The sequence below is a fragment of the Tessaracoccus lubricantis genome (assembly GCF_039544535.1).
In the GTDB taxonomy this organism is placed as follows: Bacteria; Actinomycetota; Actinomycetes; order Propionibacteriales; family Propionibacteriaceae; genus Arachnia; species Arachnia lubricantis.
Genome location: NZ_BAABLV010000008.1, coordinates 79,066 through 97,008 on the forward strand (window position 1 = coordinate 79,066; position 17,943 = coordinate 97,008).

Annotated in this window: 11 protein-coding genes; 5 read left to right on the plus strand and 6 right to left on the minus strand. The window is 71.2% G+C overall.

What is annotated here, in order from left to right; all coding sequences use genetic code 11:
* Positions 1–22: 22 nt before the first annotated feature.
* Complete coding sequence (locus ABEA30_RS02340) at positions 23–1,702, minus strand: ABC1 kinase family protein (protein ID WP_345578388.1); 1,680 nt, start codon at positions 1,700–1,702, stop codon at positions 23–25.
* Between the two features lie 93 nt (positions 1,703–1,795).
* On the opposite strand from ABEA30_RS02340, the gene ABEA30_RS02345 reads away from it, so the two are divergent.
* Entirely contained in the window at positions 1,796–2,557 is a 762-nt protein-coding gene (locus ABEA30_RS02345) for a HEAT repeat domain-containing protein (RefSeq protein ID WP_345578391.1), read from the plus strand.
* A 121-nt stretch (positions 2,558–2,678) separates the two neighbouring features.
* On the opposite strand, the gene ABEA30_RS02350 is transcribed toward ABEA30_RS02345, so the two are convergent.
* The 5 genes from ABEA30_RS02350 to ABEA30_RS02370 all read right to left on the minus strand — a co-directional run bounded on the left by ABEA30_RS02350 (position 2,679) and on the right by ABEA30_RS02370 (position 8,619).
* A complete protein-coding gene (locus ABEA30_RS02350; RefSeq protein ID WP_345578394.1) occupies positions 2,679–3,776 on the minus strand; it encodes a HEAT repeat domain-containing protein in 1,098 nt (365 codons plus the stop codon).
* On the minus strand, positions 3,769–5,694 hold the full coding sequence (locus ABEA30_RS02355) for a dTDP-4-dehydrorhamnose 3,5-epimerase family protein (RefSeq protein ID WP_345578397.1): 1,926 nt from the start codon (positions 5,692–5,694) through the stop codon (positions 3,769–3,771). Before ABEA30_RS02355 ends, ABEA30_RS02350 begins: the two co-directional genes overlap by 8 nt.
* Before the next feature lie 2 nt (positions 5,695–5,696).
* Positions 5,697–6,443 (minus strand): SGNH/GDSL hydrolase family protein, encoded by a 747-nt coding sequence (locus ABEA30_RS02360; protein ID WP_345578400.1) that lies wholly within the window; start codon positions 6,441–6,443, stop codon positions 5,697–5,699.
* Positions 6,444–6,543: 100 nt separating this feature from the next.
* Positions 6,544–7,932 carry a DNA repair protein RadA gene (gene radA / locus ABEA30_RS02365; RefSeq protein WP_345578402.1) on the minus strand — a complete coding sequence of 463 codons (1,389 nt, stop codon included), beginning with the start codon at positions 7,930–7,932 and terminating at the stop codon, positions 6,544–6,546.
* Positions 7,933–7,980: 48 nt separating this feature from the next.
* The gene (locus tag ABEA30_RS02370; RefSeq protein ID WP_345578404.1) at positions 7,981–8,619 is read right to left on the minus strand and encodes a VOC family protein; all 639 of its coding nucleotides are present in this window, start codon (positions 8,617–8,619) and stop codon (positions 7,981–7,983) included.
* A gap of 122 nt (positions 8,620–8,741) precedes the next feature.
* Between ABEA30_RS02370 and ABEA30_RS02375 the strand changes: the two genes are divergently transcribed.
* The 4 genes from ABEA30_RS02375 (at position 8,742) to ABEA30_RS02390 (ending at position 17,844) form a co-directional block, all read left to right on the plus strand.
* Complete coding sequence (locus ABEA30_RS02375) at positions 8,742–9,542, plus strand: sugar phosphate isomerase/epimerase family protein (protein ID WP_345578406.1); 801 nt, start codon at positions 8,742–8,744, stop codon at positions 9,540–9,542.
* A complete protein-coding gene (locus tag ABEA30_RS02380; RefSeq protein WP_345578408.1) occupies positions 9,542–10,447 on the plus strand; it encodes a proline dehydrogenase family protein in 906 nt (301 codons plus the stop codon). The genes ABEA30_RS02375 and ABEA30_RS02380 overlap by 1 nt, the downstream gene beginning before the upstream one ends.
* A 4-nt stretch (positions 10,448–10,451) precedes the next feature.
* Positions 10,452–11,237, plus strand: a complete 786-nt coding sequence (locus ABEA30_RS02385) for a CPBP family intramembrane glutamic endopeptidase (RefSeq protein WP_345578410.1) — start codon at positions 10,452–10,454, stop codon at positions 11,235–11,237.
* A 199-nt stretch (positions 11,238–11,436) separates the two neighbouring features.
* The gene (locus ABEA30_RS02390) at positions 11,437–17,844 is read left to right on the plus strand and encodes a glycoside hydrolase domain-containing protein (RefSeq protein ID WP_345578413.1); all 6,408 of its coding nucleotides are present in this window, start codon (positions 11,437–11,439) and stop codon (positions 17,842–17,844) included.
* Positions 17,845–17,943: the final 99 nt, after the last annotated feature.

The window sequence follows — 17,943 nt, forward strand, 5'->3', positions numbered from 1 at the left end:
TGATCTCCTTGTCGTCGGGACGTCAGTCTACGGGGGCGTCGTCGTCGAGTTTGCGTCGGCGGTCGTTGCGCTTCACGCGGCGGCGCGACGGGCGGTCCTCCAGGAGGATCCCCAGCACCATGACGAGCCCGCCGACGGCGGCGACGATGAAGAAGATCGCGCCCAGCGCCGGGTACCCGAACAGGCCGGGGCCGACGTCGGCGACCATCAGCAGCGCCGCCGCGACGGTGATCGCGGCGAGGACCAGCGCCGTCGAGAGGCGGTTGGCCAGTTGGTGCAGCACCATGTGGAGGCGGTCCTCGTCGATCGCCTTGACCGTGAAGGCGAGCTCGCCCTCCGCCAGCGAGTCGAGGATGCGGTTGGCGCGGCGGGGGAGGCGCTCGATGAACTGCTTGCCCTCGAGCCCGCCCAGCAGCGCCTGCGCCGCGCTGGGGGTGAACCAGGCGCGCAGGATGGTGGGGATGTTGGCGCGGATGGCCTCGATCGGCGTGAAGTCCGGGTCGAGGTGCTGGGTGGTCTGGTCGAGGTTGAGCAGCGCCTTGCCCACCAGCGTCATCTCGGCCGGGGGCCGGAGGCCGTGTTCGCCGGAGAGTCGAGCCAACTCCATCAGCACGCTGCCCGCCTGCAGCTCCGAACCCATCGAGAGGGTGGCGGAGACCAGGTGGGTGACCGAGTCACGGAAGGCGGAGGCATCGTAGTCCTCCAGCGGGTGCCCCATGCTGGCCAGCACCGTTGCTGCGCCCTCGCCGTCGGCGTCACCGATGGCCACCAGCAGCTTCACGAGTGAGGTGCGCACGCGCGACGGGAGCCGCACGACCATGCCGACGTCGAGGATGGCGATCTGGTGCTCGGGCGTCAGGAACAGGTTGCCGGGATGCGGGTCGGCGTGCAGGATGCCGTCCACCAGCATCGCCCGCAGCATGAAGTGGAACAGCGAGCCGGCCAGGCCGGGGCCGTCGACGTCGAGCAGCTCGAGCTTGCCCAGGTCGGTGATCTTCCTGCCCGGCATGAACTCGAGCGTGAGCACGTCGTCGGTGGAGTAGTCGGCGATGGGGGAGGGCACCACGATGTCGCGCTCGTCCTCGGCGAGTTCGGCGAACAGGCGCAGGTTGGCGGCCTCCTTGCGGTAGTCGAGTTCGTCGGCCATCGAACGCCGGAACTGGGCCAGCATCCGCGCGGCCCCCAGCCGCGGGCCGACGGGGGTGTTGCGGTCGACGAAGTCCGCCAGCCCGGCCAGGGAGTCGAGGTCGCTGCGGACCTTGTCACGCACGCCGGGCCGCAGCACCTTGACCACGACGTCGCGCCCCGACTTCGTCACTGCGCGGTGCACCTGTGCCAACGATGCGGCGGCCAGCGGCCGGTCGTCGAACTCGGCGAACATCGCATTGACCGGCGCGCCCAGCGACTCCTCGATGCGCGCGCGGACCTCTTCGACGGGCACGGGCTCGACGTCGTCCTGCAGCCGGCTGAGCGCTTCGGTGTAGACGGCGGGGAGGAGGTCCTGGCGGGTGGAGAGCAGTTGGCCGAACTTGATGAACGTGGGGCCCATCTCCTCGAGCGACCGGGTGAAGCTGCGGGCGTCCTCCTCCGTCCGCTGGGCTTCGGGGGCGTCGCCCGGGATCTCGGAGCCCTGCGTGCTGAAGGCGCCCAGGTGGCGCACCAGCAGCGTGCCCAACCGGGTGATCATGGCCATGTCCGGCATTGCGTCCCCTGTCCTCGGGTTTGCCCACAGCGTAGTGGCAGCCGGCTCGCGGGGCTTGACCTTCACGCGGCGTGAGGCTTTACCGTCGATGACATGACACGAAACGTGGAGACCCTGATCAAGCAACTCGACTCGACCGTCGGGACCGACCGCCGGATGGCCGCGCTGGCCCTGGGGTCCCTCAAGGACCCCGCGATCGTCCCTGCGCTCCTCGAGCACCTCAAGACCGAGACCGATGGCCGGGTGAAGGAGGACCTCACCTGGGCGGTGGTGCAGCACGCCGACGAGGCGAACGACGAGATCCTCGCCATGCTGCGCAGCGACTCCGAGCACGTCCGCTTCACCGGAGCGCACGTCGTCAGCAAGGTGGGCAACCCCGAGCACTTCGAGCACGTCCGCGGGCTCGTGGCGGATCCGCACAAGGACGTCGCGCTCAAGGCCTACCGTGCTGCCGCCAACACCGGTGGCCACTTGGCGGCCGAGGACCTCGCCGCTCGCCTCGGCGACGGCGACGACTGGCAGCGCGACGCGCTCAGCGACGCGTTCCGCAAGCTGGGCCAGGGCGGCGTCGAGGCCCTGGTGGCGCGCCTGAGCGACGCCTCGACCGCGGTCCGCGAGCACGCCGCCGAGGCCCTCGGCTACGTCGGTGGCCCGGAGGCCGACGGCGCTGCCGAGGCCCTGGAGAGGGCCGCGGCCGACGAGGACGCCGACGTGCGCCTCGCCGCGGTGTCGGCGCTCGGCCAGCTGGGCTATGCCTCCGACGAGGCCTTGGCCCGGGTGGCCGAGGGTGACGACGCGGCGCTGGCCGCCGTCGCCCGGCGCTTCCTCGCGGAGCGCGTGCACAACCCGTCCTGAGGGAGGACGTGAACGCCCCCGGTCGTCGACCGGGGGCGTTCGTGCGCCATGGGGCCCTTCCACCTCGCCCCCGCAGTCTGACGACTCATGTCACCCTGCCCAACAGCGGGGTCGACATCGCCTACCCCTGATGGTCGGGCGAAGCCGCCCCCCTGTCGGACAGCAGCCTCCGGGCCACGGCCCGGGTGCGGTCATCGCCTGAGGAGGCCGCTGCCTCGATGGCGCTGACCGTGCCCGGCTCCGGCCGCTGGCCGAGCGAGAGGAGGGCCGCGTAGCGCACCTCGGCGTCGGCATCCTGCAGCGCTGCGGCCAGCACCTGGAGGTCTGCCGGGTCGGTGTGGTCTGCCAGCGCCTCGACGGCGTGCAGGCGCACGACCGCCGACGGCGAGGCCGCCGCGTCGCGCAGCAGCCAGCGCGCCTCGGGCAGGCGGGACAGGCTGGCCGTGGCCTCGTCGCGCACCGCTCGCCGTTCGTCGTGCAGTGCCTCCACCAGCCGACGGGCAGCAGTGTCACCGCCGACCTGGCCCAGCCCGAAGACGGCCTTCACGGCCACGGCCTCCGAGGCATCGCCCGCCAGGTCCGCGAGCGTGGCCACGCCCGCCGGGTCGCGCAGCTTGCCCAGCAGGTGCGCCAGCGAGTGGCGCGCCCGTTCGTCGCCGTCGCGCAGTGAGTCGATGGCGTTCATCACGACGGCACCACGGTGGACCAGGGCCCAGGTGGCGGCCTCGCGCACCTCCGGCTCCGGGTCCGAACGCAGCCGCTCCACGAGGTCCTCGACGGCCGCCGAGCCCTGCTCGGTCAGGGCGGCACGGAAGCGCACGTTGGGGTCGGCGTGCTGCAGCTGCTGGCCGAGCGAGAGCACGTCCAGCACGTCGTCCCAGCCGATCTGGGCCGCGGCCCGCAACCGTTGCAGCCTGGCCCGGCGTTCGCCCTCCTGCGCGAGCGTCTCCTCGACGGCGGCGATGTGCCGGTCGATCAGGTCGGCCGCGTCGGTGCCGGGCTCGTCGAGCACCTGGCGCACCTCGTCGAGGCTGAGCCCCAGCGACTTGAGGTGCTGGATCGCCAGCAGCCGCTCCATGTCGGCGGCGGAGTACAGGCGGTAGTCGGAGTACGAGCGGCCGCTCGGCACCAGCAGGCCGAGGTCGTCGTAGTGGCGCAGCGTGCGGTGCGTCAGGCCGGTGAGGCGCGACACCTCCCCGATGCGCAGCCACTCAGGCACGGCGGGCCAGTTCCGTCAGGGCACCGAGGATGGTGTCGAGGTGCCCGTCGATCGCGTCGGCGGCCTCCTTGGCCGCGGCGGGGCCCCGGCCGTACGGATCAGCCACGTCATCGGCGAAGTCCGCCGTGCGGTGGCGCCAGAGGTGCTCGGTCACGCCGTTCAACGGCGTCCCGGGGGGCAGGCTGGCCAGCTCCCGCGCGACGTGCCCGATGACGAAAACCTTGCGGCCGAGTGCCGGCCAGCTGTCGAGGATGTAGCGACGGTGGTCCGATGCCATCGCGATGACCAGGTCCGTCTCCTCCAGCATGTCCCTGGTGAGCTGCCGGGCGCGGTGCGCGGTGGCGTCGCCAGCCGTGACCAGTGCGGCCATCGGTGGGTCGATGCCCTGGTCGACCAGCGCCTGGATGCCGGCCGAGGAGAACTCCAACCCGTCCACGCCACGGGCCCGCGCCGCGACGTCGGCGTAGGCGGAGCGGCAGATGTTGGCTGTGCAGACGAACAGCACGCGGAAGGGCTGCCTGCCCCTCGCCGGGGGCCGGTCCGCAGTGGGCGCCGGTGCGGCTTCCGCTGCGGGCTTCGCGCCCGGCACGATGTCGATCAGGTCCAGCCAGGCGTTGGGCACCTTGTGGCCAGTGGCCTTCAGCTTCTCGAGGCGAAGCAGGGCAGGGGCCGGCCCGGCGGCCGGCGCGGTGCGCACCAGCGCGGGATTGGCACCGACGATCTGGAACACCCGCTGGGCCACCTGCTCCCAGCTGACGGCGCGCCCGTCGCCGGTCACGTTGTAGGTGCCGGGTTCGGCGCCGGAGTCGAGCAGGTGCCGCGTGGCGAGCACGAGGTGGTCGAGGAACGTCAGGCGCCCGTACTGGCCCTCGGCCAGCGTCACCGGCTGGCCGTGCCGGGCCTTGGCGGCCAACTCGCGGATGAACCCCTCGTCGGGATCCACCACCCAGCCCGTGCGGATGATGAGGTGGCGCGGCACGGTGCCCGCAATGAGTTCCCCCGCCGCCAGCACCCGGCCCTGCGGAGTCGTCAGGTCGAGCGAAGCGTCCTCGCCGTGCTCCGGAGCCCCGCCCTCGAAGACGCAATCCGCGGAGACGTGCACGTATCGCAACCGATGGCGGCGTGCGAGGTCGGCAAGGGTGGTGGCGCGGGCGGCGGCGGACACCCAGGAGGTGCCCTGTTCAGGGCGGTCGGTGAATCCACTGGCGAGTTGCCCCACGGCGTGCACGACCGTGTCGAAGGCGGAGAGGTCCACCGGGGCCGCCCCGTCGGCGAAGGCGTCGCTCGGCAGCCCGGTGGCGCCCGGCACCCGGCCGGCGACCGCCCGCCCGAGCGGCGTCTCGGTGCCCACCACCAGCGTGCGGCGCGGGGGCATGGGCGTCGCGTCACTGAGCAGGGGCAGGGACAGGTCGCGTTGTGCGACGTGGGCGCGGTCGCGGCTGATGGCCCACGGGATGTCGAGCGCGGGGTCGAAGAGGTTCACCCCGGTGGAGCGGCTGCGGGCGTCGGGGTGCCAGTGGTGGCTCAAGAGGTAGTTGAACGTGGTGCCGTCCTCGAGCACCTGGTGGGCATTGCCGACCCCGCGGGGGACGAACAGCCCGACGGCGGTGTCGAGGTCCGTCGAGAACGTGCGGCCGAACGAGCCGCCTGCCCTGAGGTCGACCCAGGCGCCCATGGCCCGGCCGGCGGTGAGCGTGATGAGGCGGTCCCACGGCTCTGCGTGGAAACCCCGCGTCACGCCCCGGTCCACGGTGTGCGTGACGTTGTGCTGCACGGCGTCGAAATCCGGCAGCCCCGCCGCGTTGAACGCGGCCCGGTGCCAGTTCTCCTTGAACCAGCCGTCGTCGTTGTACTGCACCCCCAGGTGCAGCAGGAGCAGGCCGGGGATCGGTGTCCTCTCGATGCGGAGCGGTGCCATCGTCAGCCGAGTTCCTCCACCACCGCTTGGGCGATCTGGTGCTGGGACTCCGCGGACAGGGTGCCCTCACCCAGGCCGATGCGGCCGGCGTCGACCATCGTCGCGCCGACGGCCTCGGCCGCGGCCCTCACCGAACGCTGGTGCAGCGTCATGTAGTGGGGCCACTCGTCGGCCCCGGTGAGCGGTGAGATGGCCACCAGTTGGGCGTCGGGCAGCGCGCTGCGCAAGGCCTCGAAGTAGCCGGTGGTGGCATCGCCGAGCGCCCAGTCGCCGTCTGCCGTGCCGCCGAATGTCACGACGAGGTCTGGGGCCTCGGCGACGATCAGGTCGAGGGAGCCGGCGAAGTTCGAGCAGGGGCTGAAGTCACAGGATCGGGGCTTGGCGACGAAGCCGCGGCCGGGCGACGACAGGTTGACCACCTCCGTCCAGCCGAGCTGGGCCGCCACCTCGCCGATCCAGGTTTCCTCCAGGGCGCCCGTCGAGTTGCTGTCGCCGATCACCACCACCTTGGTGGTCTCGGGCGTCGTGACCACCCCCGCCACCGTGGCGGCCTCCGTCGTCTCAGTGGGCGGCGCGGCCGGCGCGGTCTGCGTGGGCACGGGGCTGGCCTGGGTGCTGGGCGCCACGGGGGTGGGGGTGTCGGCGGCGGCCGGGGTGGGGCTGGCCGGCACGGCCTGCACCGGGGCGGGGCCGCCCCTGAAGTGCAGCACGGCTGCGACGCTGAGACCGCCCGCGAGCAGGGCGAGCACGCCCAGAACGATGACACTGACGGTGAGACTGCTGCTCCGCGGAATCCGCAACTGCGATCGCCCTCTCTGAATCCTCGACCCGGCGCTCAGAACAATACCGTCAGCCGCCGGACGCAGGTATGGGGCGCGTGAGCCCGAGTTCGGCCAGCGCGTCGGCCAGCGACGCGACCTCCGTCACCTTCATGGCGCCCAGCCTGGGAACCCTGGTGGTCACGTCGCGTGACCCCTTCGGGATGATCGCCAGCTCGAACCCGAGCCTGGCGGCCTCGGCCAGCCGCCGCTCGGCCGCCGGCACGCGGCGCAGGTCGCCGGCCAGCCCGACCTCGCCCAGGGCAAGGGTCCGCTTGGCGAGCGGCTTGTCCAGGGCCGCGGAGGCGATCGCGACCGCCAACGCGAGGTCGACGGAGGGGTCCGTCACCCTGGCTCCACCCACCGTCGAGGCGTAGACGTCCTGCGCGGCGAGCTGGTGGCCGGCCTTCCGCTCGATGACCGCCAGGACCATGGCGAGGCGCGACGAGTCGAGGCCGTGCGTGGTGCGGCGCGGCGAGGACGACGGGGCCGCCACCAGCGCCTGGATCTCGGCGAGCAGCGGGCGCCTGCCCTCGAGCGTGACCGTGACGCACGTGCCGGGCACCGGCTCCTTGTGCTCGGAGGTGAACAGCCCCGACGGGTCCGGCACCTCGACGATGCCGGACTCGCTCATCTCGAAGCAGCCCACCTCGTCTGCGGGGCCGAAGCGGTTCTTGGTGGCCCGGACCATGCGGAAGCCGGAGTGGCGGTCCCCCTCGAACGTCAGCACGACGTCGACGAGGTGCTCCAGCGTGCGGGGGCCGGCGATGCCGCCGTCCTTGGTGACGTGGCCGACGATGACGGCCGCCATGTGCTGGCGCTTGGCCACGCGCGCGATCGCGCCGGTGATCTCACGGACCTGGGAGGGGCCGCCGGGGGCGCCGTCGGCCTCCGCGGTGGAGATGGTCTGCACCGAGTCGAGCACCAGCAGCGACGGGCGGACCTGTTCGATGTGGCCCAGCACCGTGCCGAGGTCAGTCTCGGCGGCGAGGTAGAGCCGGTCGTCGACGGTGCCGGTGCGCTCGGCGCGCAGCCGCACCTGCGAGGCCGATTCCTCGCCGGAGATGTAGAGCGTCTTCTCGCCCGAGCGGGCCCACTTGGCCGCCACGTCGAGCAGGAGGGTGGACTTGCCGACCCCCGGCTCGCCGGCGAGCAGGACGACGGCGCCGGGGACCACGCCGTTGCCGAGGACGCGGTCGAGCTCCTTGATGGTGGTCAGTCGGCGCCTGGCCGAATCAGCGGGCACCTGGGTGATGGGCACCGCCTGCTCGGTGGGGACCGACGCGGCGACGCTGCGCAGCTTCGGTGCGCCGCGTTCGACCACCGTGCCCCAGGCCTGGCATTCGCCGCAGCGGCCGACCCAGCGCACGGACGACCACCCGCACTCCGTGCAGGTGTAGGTGTCCTGTTTCTTCGCCACGCGTCAGAGACTAGACCGGACCACCGACACACCCGTGGACCCGGGGCGTCAGATGGTGACGGTGCCCTTGGCGGGGGTGTCGAAGGTGACCGAGTTGATGCCCGGGGTGCCGTGCGGGGCGACCAGGTCCAGGTCGATGCCATCGATCTGGCCTGCCACCTCGACGCCCAGCCACTCGGAGAGGCGGTCGGCGGAGCCGGAGATCTGCAACTGCTTCAGCGTGCAGTCGCCGTGCAGGGCGGCGGGACGCAGTGAGTCGTCGGACTTCCACTCGAGGAAGTAGGGCAGCTGCGGGTCCGCGATGAGGCCGCGAATGCCGATCTGCACCCACTCGAGGCGGCGTCCGTCGGGGAACTGGCGCGAGCCGGGCACGGCGGAGCGCTCGAGGCGCTGCTCATAGGGCGAGATGTCGGCGACGCTCAACACCCAGCCCAGCCAGCCGCCGCCCATCTCGGAGCGGGCGCGCACGGCCTGGCCGAAGGCGGCCTTGTCCGCCGCGGGGTGGTCGAGGACCTCGACGACCTCGATGTAGCGGGCGTCCGCGAGGGGGATGATGTGGTTGCGGGTACCGAACCGCGGATGGAAACCGCCGTCCTTGTAGTCAGTGCCCAGCGCATCAGCCAGCCGCTCAGCCTCAGCCTTGAGGCCGTCTGGACCGGTCGCGAAGATCAGATGGTCGACGTGCATGTTCACATTGTTCCCCCCAGCAGGGCGAAACGACTAATCGGGGCTTGCGGAGCCGCATTGGCGGCGCCCGCCCATCGGTCCGCGCACGGGCCACGCGCCGGAGGGCGCGGTAGGGTGGCGATGTGACCCAGTCGAAGGTTCTCTTGTCGACCACTTCCGTGTATCCGGAGGCGTCCGCCAGCGCGTTCGAGTTGGCGGCGGCACTGGGCTATGACGGCATCGAACTGATGGTCGGGGTGGACTCGCTGTCGACGGACATCGCCGCCGTCGAGAAGCTTGCCAACTACCACGGGGTGCCGGTCCTGTCGGTGCACGCGCCCACGCTGCTGGTCACGCAGGGCACCTGGGGGTCGGACGCGTGGGGCAAGCTGAAGCGCTCCGGTGAGGCCGTCCAGCACCTGGGCGGCGACATCGTGGTGGTGCACCCGCCGTTTCGTTGGCAGCGCGAGTACGGGGCCGGCTTCGTCGACGGGATCAAGCGGCTCAACGCCGAGGGCGACGTGAAGTTCTGCGTTGAAAACATGTTCCCGTGGCGCACGCCGGCCGGGTCGATGCAGACCTACCTCCCCGGCTGGGACCCCACCCCGTACGACTACGACCACCTCACCCTCGACCTGTCGCACGCGTCCACCTCGCAGCGCCAGTCGATGGACTTCGTGCACGCGTGGGGCGACAGGCTCGCCAACGTGCACTTCACCGACGGCCGCGGCTCCTTCAAGGACGAACACCTGCTGCCCGGCGAGGGGGACCAGAACGCGTGGCAGGTGTTGGCCGAGATCGCCCGCACCGGTTATTCGGGGCACATCGTGCTCGAGGTGTCGACCCGTAGGGCCCGCTCGCGGCACGAACGCGAGGACCTCCTGGGCGGCGCGCTGCAAACCATGCGCGACACCCTCGCCAAGGTGCAGGCGGAGGCGCGCTGATGTCGCGGTTGAACAGCGTGGTGCGCTCCCTGATCCGTTCGCGGTGGGCGCAGGGCGCGGCGCTCAGCAGCGGAGTGGCCGAGGAGTTCGCCCGGGCCTACGTCGTGCCGGAGGAGGCCGACGCCATCTCCGCCGCCCGGACGCTGCGCAAGCAGGGCCTGGAGGTCTCGCTGTCCTACCTGCCGGCCAGCGACGACGAGTCGGAGTCGCCGGCGATGATCCTGCAGACGCTCTCCGACCTGGGGGAGTTGGCGCAGGGCGCTGAGCTCTCGGTCAAGCCGTCGTCGCTCGGCCTCCGGACGGACGGGGCATCGGCCACCACGGTGCTCGACGAGCTGTGCCGCGCCGCCGGCGAGGCGGGCGCGGTGGTCACGTTGGAGATGCAGGGCGCCCACGAGTACCAGCCCACGCTCGACCTGTGGCGGCGGGCGCGCGACGAGCACCCGCACCTGGGCATCACGCTGCCGGCCGACATCCGCATGGCGGAGCGCGACGTCGCCCAGGTCGCCGCCGGTGGGGCCCGCGTGCGGCTGTGCGTGGGGTCCTACCCCGTGCCGCCGTCGATGGGCTACCGCAGGGAGCGCGACAAGCAGCTCGCCCTGGTGCGCTGCCTGCGCGTCGCGATGGAATCGGGTGCCTATGCCATGCTCGCCTCGCACGACCCCACGCTGATCGCCATCGCCCAGGACCTCGCCCGCCACAACGCCATCCCGCGCGACGGTTTCGAGTTCCAGATGTTCTACGGCGTGCGGCCACTGGAGCAGCGCAGGCTGGCGGACATCGGGTTCCGCTCGCGGACCTACGTCCCGTTCGGCCCGGCGTGGTTCGAATACCTCTCCACGCGCATCGCCGCCCGCCCCCGCACCGCGTTCAGCTACCTGCGCGCGGTCGCCGACAAGAGCTGAGTCCATGACCGAAACGCTGTCGCCCCACCCGGGGCCGGCCCGCCTGCGCACCGAGATCGCCGTGGTGCTGCTGATCTCGCTCGGGCAGTCCGCCGTCTACTCCATCCTCTCGATCATCAACAAGCTCACCCGGCCCGAGCCGCTGGCGCAGCAGGTGACCCGGATGAACGTGTCGACGACGCCGGACCGGCCGTGGCTGGACCTCGCCTACCAGGTCGCGGGGTTGGTGTTCCCCCTCATGCCGGTGGTGCTCGTGCTGTTCCTCCTCGCGGTGCACCACCGGCCCGAAGAGGGCCCGTGGCGCGTGATGGGCTTCGACCTGCGCAGGCCCGCCTTCGACCTCGCGTGGGGCTTCGGGGTGTTCGTCGTCATCGGAGTGGGCGGCCTGGCGTTCTACCTGTGCACACTGGCGGCCGGCATCAACACGCAGGTCCAGCCGGCCAACCTGGCCGACAACTGGTGGACCGTCCCGGTGTTGTTGGGCCGGGCCGTGATGAACGGCGTGCTCGAGGAAGTGGTCATGGTGGGCTACCTCTTCACCCGGTGGGCGCAGCGGGGCGGCCGGATGTGGGTGGTGGTCGTGGGCAGCGCCCTGGTCCGGGCCGCGTACCACCTGTACCAGGGGTTCGGCGGGTTCCTCGGCAACCTCGTGATGGGGCTGGTGTTCGGGTGGCTCTACCTGCGGATCAAGCGCGTGATGCCGCTGGTGATCGTGCACTCGCTGTTGGACGTCGTCGCGTTCCTGGGCATCGGCCTGCTCCCAGTCGTCATGGGGTGGTTCGGCCTCTGACCACGCCTTTTTCGCGGAGGGCGGCGGACGTCGGACAACAAAAGTGAGCGCTTTGCGCTCGAGCCTAGGGATGTTTGTCCTGTGAATCTAGAGTCTGGCCTCGCGAGACGACTGGGCGACGCCGCCCACGTGCGAAAGGCCAATGATGAATCCTGCTCCGAAGAGCGCCGGGCGCTCCTTCCGAACGATACTGACAGGGTTGCTCAGCGCCGCCCTGGCGCTGGGGGGACTCTCCCTCGCCCCGACTCCCGCCACTGCGGCCACCACCCCTGCGGTGGGGCAGTGGATCCCCGTCAACATCGGCCAGGTGAAGATCGAGACCGTCACCCCTGACAAGGCCAGCTACGACGTCGGTGACGTCGTCGCGCTGCAGTTCCGGATGGAGTCCAACGCCTCGGCGCCCCAGCGCGACATCGTGGGCAGCTCCACCACCCTGACCAACGCCAACCAGTGCAACTGGACGAATCTCCCCGCCGGTACGGGGGGCAAGTACACCTGCGCTGCGTCAACCGCGCCGCAGATCACCTACACCGTGACCCAGGCCGACGCGACCGCCGGCCAGGCCGCCTTCGACCTCACGTGGACGCAGTACCCGCTCGTGGGTGGCGTGCGCAGCGGTGACCCGATCGTCACGACGCTCAACGGCACCCTCCCCGTCACGAAGCCGGCCGCGCCCCAGGAGCCCGTTGTGCCGGCCGACGTCACGTGGGCGCCCGCCGACGGCCTGGCGGCCGGGCTCGAACTGCACGACCTCGCCAACCGCGGCGAGAGCGGCTGGCTGCGCTACCGCATCCCCGCCCTCTCCGTCGCCCCCAACGGCGACATCCTCGCCTTCTACGACGGCCGCCCGTCCATGGCGGACCTGCCCAGCAACATCACCATGCTGATGCGCCGCTCCACCGACGGGGGCGAGACCTGGGGACCCCAGACCATCGTGCGCCAGGAGGCGGCCCCCAACGGCTTCGGTGACGCCTCCGTGATCGTCGACCGCGAGGCCGACAAGGTCTTCCTGTTCTACGCCGCGTCGATCAACCAGGGCTTCGCGGGCTCCGGCACCGGCGCGAGCCACGACGACCCGAACGTGCTGCACGCCGACTACTCCGTCTCCAGCGACAACGGCCTCACCTGGACCAACCACCGCATCACCGACCAGATCAAGGCAGGCAAGACCACCTGGGCGGGCATGTTCGCCGCCTCCGGCGAGGGCATCCAGCTGCGCCAGGGCGAGCACGCCGGCCGCCTCATCCAGCAGTACACCGTCCGCGCCGACGGCGGTAACCACGCCGTGTCCGTCTACTCCGACGACCACGGTGCCACCTGGCACGCCTCGGCCCCGGTGCCCGGCGCCGGCGCCGACGAGAACAAGTCGGTCGAGCTCGCCAACGGCGACGTGATGGTCAACACCCGCCGCGCCCCGCAGCGCGCCTACGCCGTCTCCACCGACCAGGGCGAGACCTACGGCCCGTGGACCAACGACCCCGAGCTGCCGGACCCGGCCAACAACGGCTCCATCATCCGCGCGTACCCCGACGCCGCGCCGTCGGACCCGAAGGCCCAGATCCTGCTGTTCTCCAACACCGCCAACGCCAACGTTCGCCGCAACCTCACGGTGCGCGTCTCCTACGACTCCGGAGACACCTGGCCCGTTTCCAAGGTGATCCAGTCCGGCGCCTCGGCCTACTCGACCCTCACCCCACTGCCCGACGAGACGGGGGAGCTGGGCGCCGGGGGCTTCGGGCTCTTCTACGAGCGTGACGGCTACCGCCACATCTCGTTCACCAAGTTCGACCTCGACTGGCTCGGCGGCACCTCCGCCAAGCTGGCGGCCACCGCGCCGGCGATGGTCGGCGGGGCCACCTCTGCGGTCGACGTCACGGTCACCAACCAGGGCGGCGCCGCCCTCGAGGCCGGCACCCTCCAGCCCGCCACCGCTGGGTGGACGGCACCGTCGGTCGCCGTCCCGGCGCTTGCCGCCGGCGCGTCGGCCCAAGTCACCCTCCAGCTGACCGCCCCGGCCACCGCGGACACCCGCAACCACCCGGTCAAGCTCAGCTACACCAACCCTGAGGGCACCAGCGCCGTCACCGTCGGCATCCAGGTGACCCAGGGAGCGGATTTCACGGCCCAGCCCAGGTTCGAGATTCGCCCGGTGCTGGACGCCATCTACTCCAACGCGCCCGACGGCCTGCTCGGCGACCGGATCCAGCCCTGGGTCGAGGTCCACAACACCGGCAACGTGCCGCTGACCGGCATCTCGTTCAGCGCCCCATCCGGCGCCAGCGTGTGCAACGTCTCGTCGCTCGCGCCGGGCGCCAGCCACGCCTGCAAGAACAACAGCCCGAACCGGATCGTCACCGAGTCGGACCTGCTGGCGGGCGTGTGGTCCACCACCTACACGGCAACCGCCACCGGGGCGGGCCAGACCGTCAGCGCCACCGCAGACCTGTTCCCGGTGGACCTGCGCGAGATGCGCGCCGGCCTCGATGCCCAGGTGTGGGTGCCGACCGGCGAGTTCGCCACCTCCTCGCTGACCCGCGTCCCGCGCGTGGGTGCCGTCGGCGACCCCGCGTCGGGTCCTCTCACCCTGCAGGTGCCGGCCAACAGCCGCGCGAGCGCCCAACTCGCCGTCACCGCCGGCCTCGACCTCAGCGGCGTCAAGGCCACCGTCTCCGGCGGCACCCTGCCGGCCGGCTCCGTCGAGGTGCGCTACGCCCGCTACATCCCCAACACGGACCAGCCGGGCACGTTCATCGCCGACCCGCTGGAGGTCAAGGAGTCCGTCGACGTCCCCACCAGCAGGAACCAGCCGATCTGGCTGACGGTCAAGGTGCCCGCCGGCACCGCAGCCGGCACCTACACCACCTCGGTGACCGTCAGCTCGTCGGCCGGCGAGATCGGCACCTACCCGATCGAGGTGGAGGTCCCCGACCTCCAGTTCCGTGACGTGCCCGAGCGCCCGTTCGTCCTCGACCTGTGGCAGCACCCCGACACGGTCGCCGACCACCTCGGCCTCGAGCACTGGAGCGAGGCGCACTTCGACGCCCTCGTCCCGTACTGGGAGGACATGGCAGAGGCAGGCCAGGACGTGCTGAACCTCGTCATCACCGAGGACCCGTGGCTGGTCGACCACCAGGGCACCATCCGCCCGCAGACCGCCTCGAACTACCGCTCCACCGTCGAGTGGCGCTATGACGGCAACGCATTCTCGTTCGACTTCTCGGTCTTCGACCGCCTGGTCACGGACGCCAAGGCCGCCGGCATCGCCAAGCGGATCCACGCCTTCACGATGCTGCAGTTCCAGAGCCGCGACCGGCTCTACTACCTCGACACCACCACCAACCAGTGGGTCAACGAGCCGGTCACCGTCGGCAGCGCCCGCTACAACCAGGCGTGGGGCCAGTTCCTGAGTGCCTTCGAGAGTCACCTCAAGGAGCGGGGCTGGTGGGACGACACCTCGCTCGCGTTCGACGAGCAGACCCTCACGCGGATGAACGCCATGTTCGCCGTGCTCGAGTCGGTCAACCCCGAGTGGAGCGGCAAGATCGCCCTCGCGGCCAACACGCTGGCCGAGGCCGACATCGCCGACTACATCTCGTTCAACCTGTCCTTCCTCGGTTCGGTGTCGCAGGACCTGATCGACTCCCGACGCGCCAACGGCGAGCCGACCCTGTTCTACACCTGGGCCGAGCCGACCAATCCGAACACGATCACGGCCACCCGGCCGGTGAACGTGCGCGTGCTGCCGTGGGTCGTCGAGCAGCGTGACCTCGACGGCTACCTGCGCTGGACCTACAACTCGTGGCCGACCAACGTCTACGAGAACCCGAAGTTCCGCTACGCCCAGGGCGACGAGTACCTCGTCTACCCCGGCGCCGACGGTCCCGTCACCTCGATCCGTTGGGAACTGTTCAAGGACGGCCAGGAGGATGCCGAGCTGCTCGACATCGCCAAGGTGGAACTGGGCACGCAGCATGCCGCGGTGGCGGCCGCGCTGACCCAGCCCCTCAACTCGGCGGACACGCAGACGGCCCGGGTCGGCTTGGTCGCCAAGCGCGACGCCGTCATCGACGCCCTGGTCAACGCCGAGGTGGTGGCCGCCACGCCCATCACCGCCGACAAGTTGTCGGTGCAGCATGCCGGGGACACCGCCACGCTCAGCGTGGAGGTGCGCAACCGCACCGACGTCGCCCACGACGTCACGCTGGGCACCGAGGGCAACGAGATCTTCCTCGGCGCCCCGGTCACCGTCTCCGTCCCCGCAGGCGGCACCATCACGGTGCAGCTGCCGCTGGGCGCCGGGGAGCGCACGGGCTGGGACGAGTTCACCGCCAAGCTGACGTCCGGCGGGGTGGTGCTCGCCTCCCGGTCCTTCGACCTGGTCGCCGGTGGCACCTTCCTCTCCGACATGGAATGGGCCTCCTCCACCAACGGGTGGGGCCCCGCCGAGCGTGACACGGCCAACGGCGAGAACGCGGCCGGCGACGGCGGGCCGATCCTGCTGTCCGGCCGTACCTACGCCAAGGGCATCGGGGCGCACGCCGCCTCGCGGATCGTGATCGACCTGCCGGCCGATTGCACCGTCCTGGAGTTCGACTACGGCATCGACGACCGCATGCGCGGCGGCACCACCGCCAACGTCATCGCCAAGGTCGAGGACGGCAGCGGGGCGCAGCTGTGGACCTCGGGCGTGGTGACCGCGGCGTCGGGCACGAAGCGTGCCGCCGTCGACGTCACGGGCGTGACCCGCATCCAGCTCGTGCTCGATCCCAACGGCGGCAACGGCCAGGACCACTTCGACTGGGCCAACGCCTGGGTGCGGTGCGCCGCGCCCGTCGTGGCCGACGGCCCGACGATCGCCGTCGCGGATGCCCCCGCCGCCATGGCGTGGGCGAGTGACGCGCAGGTGAGCTTCGCCACCACCAATGTGCCGCAGTTCTCGACCATCGAGGTCACGGCGCCGGCCGGGTGGCAGGTGTCCCCGTCGAAGCAGTGGGCTCCCGAGGGGGAGGGCACCTCGTCGGTGACCCTCCGCGCCCCGGGCTCCGGCAGCTCCGGCAGCATCACGGCGACGCTCACCACGCCCGACGGCCGCAAGGCCACGGTGTCGCGCACGATTCAGCTCACGTCCGTGGGTCAGATCGACGTGGCCGGCGTGGTCGCGTGGGACTCGGCCGAGCCGGCCGAGGACCAGTGGTGGCCGGGCAGCGGCTACGTGTCCGCCGCCGTCGACGGTGACACGTCGACCTTCTGGCACACGGCGTGGGAGGGCGGGGACGACGCGCAGCCGCACTCGATCGTGCTCGACCTGGGCGCCGAGAAGACGATCTCGTCGTTCACCTACGTGCCGCGACCGAAGTCGGTGTGTACGCAGTCGCGCAACAGCGCGGCCTGCAACGGCCAGGTCGTTGGCTTCGAGCTGTACTCCGGAACCGGCAGCTTCGGTACCCGCACGGCCACGGAGCTGGCCGGCGTCTCGTTCGCCGAGCCCGCCGACGCCGCGTACTCGCTCCTCCGCAAGGGCAACTTCGCTGCGACCAACACCGACCCGAAGACCATCACGTTCGACGCACCGGTGACGACGCGCTACCTCAAGTTCGTCTCCACCTCCGCGGTGGCCGACAACGCAGGCGGTGCCACCACCTACCCGGACGGGCAGCCATGGACGCATGCGGCGGAGCTGCAGGTCGCAGCCCCCGTCCAGCCGGCCGAACTGGCGGACGTCGCGCTGCAGCCGAAGCTGCTCGTCACGCCCGGCACCGTCGACCAGGGTGGGGAGGTGACCGTCACCGGAGCGGGATTCGCGGCCGGCTCGGAGGTCACCGTCACGCTGGGCGCCACCGTCGTCACCACGACGGCGGGGCAGGACGGTACGATCAGTGCCGCGGTGACGGTGGCTGATGACCAGGCGGCCGGGACCGTGACGATCCTCGCCACCGACGGCACGTCCACCGGCAGCGTCGACGTGACGGTGAAGGCGGTCGTCTCGCCGTCGCCCGAGCCCTCTGTGTCGCCGTCCCCGGAGCCGTCGGTGTCGCCGTCGCCGGAGCCTTCGGAGTCGCCTTCGCCTTCGCCTTCGCCTGAGCCGTCGCAGTCGCCGAGCCCTTCGGCGTCGCCGTCGCCGAGCCCGTCGAAGTCGCCGAGCGCGAAGCCGACGGCTCCCACCACGAAGCCGACGAAGCCCGGATTCGTGCGCACCGCGCCGTACACCGAGCCGGGCAAGCACAGGCTCAATGGGCGGGATTGGATGACGACCTGTGAGGCGTACTCGCAGACCGAGCGGTGCCGCACGGAGATCTGGGCCACCGTGGTCAAGGTCGAGGACGGCCAGTTCGTCCGGGAGTCGGGTTGGGCGTTCAACAACCTCACCTACCTGCCGTTCATGACGCGCGAGGCGTGGAAGGGCAACCCGCTGGGCCAGGCCGGCACGTTCACCTCGGGTGGTCGGCAGTGGAAGACCGAGTGTGACACCGCTGCGACGGGCCGCGGCGCCTGCCGGAGCTACACGATGACGACGGTGTACGCCGCCACCGCGAAGCCTGAGGGTGGTTACGCCTTCAGCCAGTCCAACCAGTGGGTGTTCAACAGCATCGTGATGTTCGGGAACTGAGCTCGAGGGACGCACGGGGGTTCACGGGGGCGGAGCCCCCGTGTGTCAACAACATCGTGATGTTCCAGAGCTGAGCGACCACTGAACGGGGGCGCTGGC